This window comes from Agrobacterium sp. SUL3 (assembly GCF_001263295.1).
In the GTDB taxonomy this organism is placed as follows: Bacteria; Pseudomonadota; Alphaproteobacteria; order Rhizobiales; family Rhizobiaceae; genus Agrobacterium; species Agrobacterium tomkonis.
This window is the reverse complement of the sequence record NZ_KQ414542.1, coordinates 5,635-10,333: the sequence shown is the minus strand read 5'-3', so window position 1 is coordinate 10,333 and position 4,699 is coordinate 5,635. Positions and strand designations below refer to the sequence as shown.

The following is a 4,699-nucleotide window of genomic DNA, read 5'->3' as shown; positions in this document are numbered from 1 at the left end:
GCGAGACTGTCCGCGATTTAGTGAAACGACTGTCCGGGATTTACCGGAATCGATGTCCCGTTAATCTGAAATCCGCATTTGTTTCCGCCGCTGGGCCGAACGGGGTGTTTGGGACGCACTTCTGGAACCGCTTGTCGAACTTGAATTGACCGACAACTGGCAACATATGATTGACAGCACCACGGTTCGCGGCCATTCGCAGGCTGCGGGCGCTAAAGGGGGACTTATAAAGAGGGTTTTGATCGATCACGCCGCGGCTTTACGACAAAATTCCATGCCCGCGCGGCCGGTCAGGGACGTCCTCTCGGCTTTGTCCTGGCGGGCGGCGAGACATCTGATTATAGCGCCGTTCCCGCGCTTCTCACCATACCCGTTGGCAAACCTAAATCATTCCTTGCTGACAAGGGCTACGACGGCGACTCCATCCGCGAAGCGCTGCTGATCCACGGCATTCGGCCGGTGATTCCGCCAAAAGCGAGCAGGAAAAACCCACCTTCCTGCGACTTCGAGGTTTTTAAAGGCCGCAACCACATCAAACTAATGTTCAGCCGGCTCAAACAGTTCCGACGGATTGCCACCCGTTACGACAAGACCCGTACTTCCTTCGACACGTTCCTTTCGCTGGCCGCCGCAAAAATCTGGTCGCCGCACTTCACAGAGCCTTTAGCCCAGCAATGGCTCAGATCGCCTGTAAGCCCACCATGGCCGATCAACCGGAGCCTTCGGTCCATCCGACGGTGGGGACGTGAAAATGGTCGTTATTGTTTCTCCAAAATCCGAGATGATCTCGGATGTGACTACCTCCATGCGTTCGCGGTCATCATCGCTGAAATCGTGATCGACCAAGAATTCGAGGACAATCTTGTTGCCACTCCGGCCGCAGGTAACGGCGGCGAGCGTCGATGATACGGCCCCGAGCAAGGCGCGTTGCACACTAAGTCGAAGTCGTATTTATCGTGAGCGTCCGGCGAAAGCGTTTTCGGGTGTCGAGAGATGGAAGCTATGAGCCGCGTTTCATTTCATCGGCCATGACGCGGTCGATTATTTCAGGATCGCACTGTGTGTCGATGAGGAACTCGCGGATACCGCCGTCCCACGTCCTGATGTCGGCAAGTAGGCTTTGAAGTTCTTCGATGCCAGTCTCGGTTAGACCCTTCGTGCCATCTTCAGTGCCATCGCTGACGTAAACCAGTTCGCCCTCGGAGATGTTGTCCGGGTTTGCGGTCACTTCTTCGATCAGTTCGAGGTTCTCTCCAATCATGCCGGCGACTTGGCTGAGCGTATAGATGAACCTCGAGCGAGCCATCAGGCGGCCTCGCATCGAGCGTTTGCCGGCATCCAGTTCCAGGGCAGCAGATCTTCAAGTCGGTCTTTGGGGTGATCCTGGATCCGGGTCAGGACATCTGTCAGGTAGAGCTCCGGATTATGACCGTGCAGTTTGACCGTTTCGATGATGGTCAGGATGTTGGCGATGCGCTCACCGCCCTTGTCCGAGCCGGCAAACAGCCAGTTCTTCCTTCCAATTCCGAGTGGACGCATGGCTCGTTCCGCGATGTTGTTGTCGATTTCGACACGGCCATCGTCGACGTAGACGCTCAAGGCCGTCCATCGCGACAGCGCATATCGCATCGCCTCGGCCAGCCGCTGCTTCTGTGGCAAAGTTGAGAGTGTCGCCTCTATCCAGGTCTTCAGCTCGTCCAGAATGGGTCTGGCGTGGTGTTGGCGCAGGGTACGACGCTCATCAGCCGACATGCCGCGGATAGGATCCTCGATATCGTAGAGCGCGCCGATGCGCGACAGCGCTTCGGCGGCGATCGGCGATGGCTTCAGCTTGATCACGTCATGGAACTTGCGACGTACATGCGCCATGCAGGCGGCCTCAACGATCTGGTTGCCGTAGAGTTGTCTGTAGCCGCTATAACCGTCGGCATGCATGACGCCGCTGAAGCTTGCCAGGTGGTCAGCCGGATGTGTGCCCTTTCGATCAGGACTGTAGTAATAGGCGATGGCTGCGGGAGTGGTAGCTTGATAGCCACTGCCGTCGAAGACGTAGACCCAGACCCTGCCGGTTTTTGTCTTGCCCCGTCCGGGGTCGAGAACATCGACCGGGGTATCGTCCGTATGTATTCGGTCAAGCGCGGCGATGTGGGCCCTGATCAACAAGACGATTGGTGTCAGCAAAGCGGATACGCGGCCGACCCAATCGGCCATCACGGAGCGCGATATGTCTATTCCCAGCCGATCATACATCTCTGAGAGACGGTAGAGCGGAATGTGATCATCGAACTTGGAGACCATGATATGGGCGAGCAATCCAGGCCCGGGCTTGCCGCGCTCGATCGGCAAGGTTGGCATCTCGCCAGCCACTGTCGTATCGCATTCCTTGCAGATCATACGCTTCTCGACATGCCGAACAATCTTGACCGACGCCGGCACGTGTTCCAGCACCTGAACCACCCTGTCGGGCGCCTTCAGGAACGAGGTGCCACCGCAGGTCGGGCAATTACAGGGAGCCGCATAGATCAGCTCTTCGGTGGCGAGACCATCGGGCAATGGTTTGCGCTTCGGCTTGTCCGGCGCGTCGTCCAACTCCGGCAAGGGTGTTTTCCCGGAGCGCAATTCAGCCTCGGCACGGGAAGCCTCAATCTCCTCCAGCATCAGTTCGAACTGCTCTATCTTCCGGTCGATCTTTTCCGAAGAGGCGCCATGCTGCCGATGTCGGAGAAGCTCCAGTTGCGCGCGAAGAAGCCCTATGATGGAGTCTCGCTTGATGACCTCGGCTTCCTGGCTCTCAAGCTTCGCCGCCTGTTCGGCGACCAGTGCGCGCAAAGCAGTGAGTTCGTCCTGACTGTCCAGCGGCGCTGTTTCCATACCCGCAAATCTAGCCGATTTGCCTCTGACGCGCCAGCGTTAAGCCTCGGATGCCCCTGCAAAATATAGCTTTTATCCCGTTCGGCCAGGAGCGGACGTCCATGCCGGGCGGCGCCAATCAATCCCCTCAACCAGCATGGAAAGCTGCGCCTGCGTCAGGTGCGCGACACCTTCTTTCGCTGTCGGCCAGGGAAAGTATCCGCGCTCCAAAATCTTGTAGAACAGGCAGAACCCCTGGCCGTCCCACCACAGAAGTTTTATTCGGTCAGCGCGTTTTCCGCGGAAGCCGAAGATTGCTCCCGAGCCCGGCACCTCCTTCACGACCGTCTCGACCAGTGCGGACAGACCATCAATGCCACGCCGCATATCGGTCACTCCGCAGGCCAGATAGACCCTTACATTCCCCGATGGCCCGATCATGCCGCCTCCACGCAAGCAACTAGCGGGCCGAGCAGCTTCAACTCAACGTCTATCGGCACCTTCAGGCACCGACCGTTCCGCAGCAATATCTCGACCATCACTGGCGTCGACCGCGTGGTGGGCGTCTGACGTGCACTCACATCCTCCGTGATTTCCACTGGAAGGAACACCGTCGGTCGATCAACGTAGTTGAACGACTTCCGCCACAAGCGGATCTGGCCAGGATGAACGTCATGCCGGCGCGCCACCTCACCAATGCGAGCACCGGGTTCATCAGCTTGCGCCAGTATCCTCAGCTTCGCCTCGTCCGACCAGCGCCGCCTGCGCTCAGTACCGGAAATGATCTCCATGCGAGCCATGAAACCTCTTTGTTCTGGTATTAATGTCAGCACTAATGCTGGTTCGAATGCCAGAACATCGCCTGATTTTCCCGATCAGCAAAAACAGCTCACCGGACGCTCACTATTTATCGATCAGGTGCGGACATCGAATCCTCCGTTAGGAGCGATCTAATCGCATTATCACTGCTGACTTGGTCAACAGGACCTAGCTGTGCTGCGCCGGATCGACGGACTGCATTTTCACTACCCCTTTGCCGGAAATCGGATGTTGCAATGGCTCTTAAGGGGAGAAGGGCTGGCGACTGGACGGCACGTAGTCCGCTAATGAAGACCCTGGGCATCAAGGCGATCAACGGTCGCTCGTATATATCGAAACCGGCACCTGGGCACAAAATTTACCCTACCTGCTTCGAAAGCTGACGGTCACCAGACCCAAACCAGGTCTGGGTGATGGACCTGGCCTATGTTCCGATGGCTTGCGGATTCGTCTATCTCTGCGCCGATGTGGGCTGGTTCAGTCGGAGGGTTCTGTCGTGGCGGCTATCGATCACGATGGAGGCAGCCTTCTGCATCGAAGCAGTCGAGGAAGCGCGGGCCCGTTATGGCATACCCGACATATTCAATATGGACCATGGATCGCAGTCCACCTCAGTGGACCTCACGGGGTGCTGAAGAAAGCAGAAGTCGCAATCTCAATGGACGACAAGGGTGCGTGGCGGTACAATGTGCTCGTCGAGCGCCTCGGTTTCGATCAAATACGACGAACTATACCCGCATGCCTATAAAACGGTGTGCGAGGCCCGCGTTGGCATCGGCCGCTGTCTGACCTCTTACAACAGCCGATGCCCACATTTATCCCTTGACCGGCAAACGCCGGATCAGGCCTAATTCAACGCGATGGCACCAATGATGATCGCGGCATAATCGAGGCGGTAATCCACTGAACGAAACGCCCGAAGCTGTTCAGACAAACCGAGCCTCCTCTGTCCTCCAAACCCTCGAAGGCATCTGCCGGACCACCAGCTATCCTAAGACGATCACGGTGGATAACGGAAGCGAGTTCATCT

The 4,699-nt window shown here is 57.3% G+C and carries 5 protein-coding genes and 2 pseudogenes; 2 read left to right on the top strand and 5 right to left on the bottom strand.

All coding sequences use genetic code 11. The features are described 5' to 3' along the window. Positions 1-79 precede the first annotated feature (79 nt). Positions 80-654, top strand: a pseudogene (locus AKG12_RS31475) (IS5 family transposase); the annotation flags it as partial. A gap of 9 nt (positions 655-663) precedes the next feature. On the opposite strand, the gene AKG12_RS31470 reads toward AKG12_RS31475, so the two are convergent. The 5 genes from AKG12_RS31470 to tnpA all read right to left on the bottom strand — a co-directional run bounded on the left by AKG12_RS31470 (position 664) and on the right by tnpA (position 3,650). Next, the gene (locus tag AKG12_RS31470) at positions 664-933 is read right to left on the bottom strand and encodes a MafI2 family immunity protein (protein WP_082179114.1); all 270 of its coding nucleotides are present in this window, start codon (positions 931-933) and stop codon (positions 664-666) included. A gap of 67 nt (positions 934-1,000) precedes the next feature. Beyond that, positions 1,001-1,306 carry a hypothetical protein gene (locus AKG12_RS31350; protein ID WP_052821396.1) on the bottom strand — a complete coding sequence of 102 codons (306 nt, stop codon included), beginning with the start codon at positions 1,304-1,306 and terminating at the stop codon, positions 1,001-1,003. Next, positions 1,306-2,871 carry an IS66-like element ISAtu6 family transposase gene (locus AKG12_RS28395; protein WP_052821395.1) on the bottom strand — a complete coding sequence of 522 codons (1,566 nt, stop codon included), beginning with the start codon at positions 2,869-2,871 and terminating at the stop codon, positions 1,306-1,308. The genes AKG12_RS31350 and AKG12_RS28395 overlap by 1 nt, the downstream gene beginning before the upstream one ends. Positions 2,872-2,943: 72 nt before the next feature. After that, on the bottom strand, positions 2,944-3,291 hold the full coding sequence (gene tnpB / locus AKG12_RS28390) for an IS66 family insertion sequence element accessory protein TnpB (RefSeq protein WP_052821394.1): 348 nt from the start codon (positions 3,289-3,291) through the stop codon (positions 2,944-2,946). Then, positions 3,288-3,650 (bottom strand): IS66-like element accessory protein TnpA, encoded by a 363-nt coding sequence (tnpA, locus tag AKG12_RS28385; RefSeq protein ID WP_037093791.1) that lies wholly within the window; start codon positions 3,648-3,650, stop codon positions 3,288-3,290. The genes tnpB and tnpA overlap by 4 nt, the downstream gene beginning before the upstream one ends. A gap of 184 nt (positions 3,651-3,834) precedes the next feature. Between tnpA and AKG12_RS28380 the strand changes: the two are divergent. Next, a pseudogene (locus AKG12_RS28380) lies at positions 3,835-4,520 on the top strand (transposase); the annotation flags it as partial. Positions 4,521-4,699 lie beyond the last annotated feature (179 nt).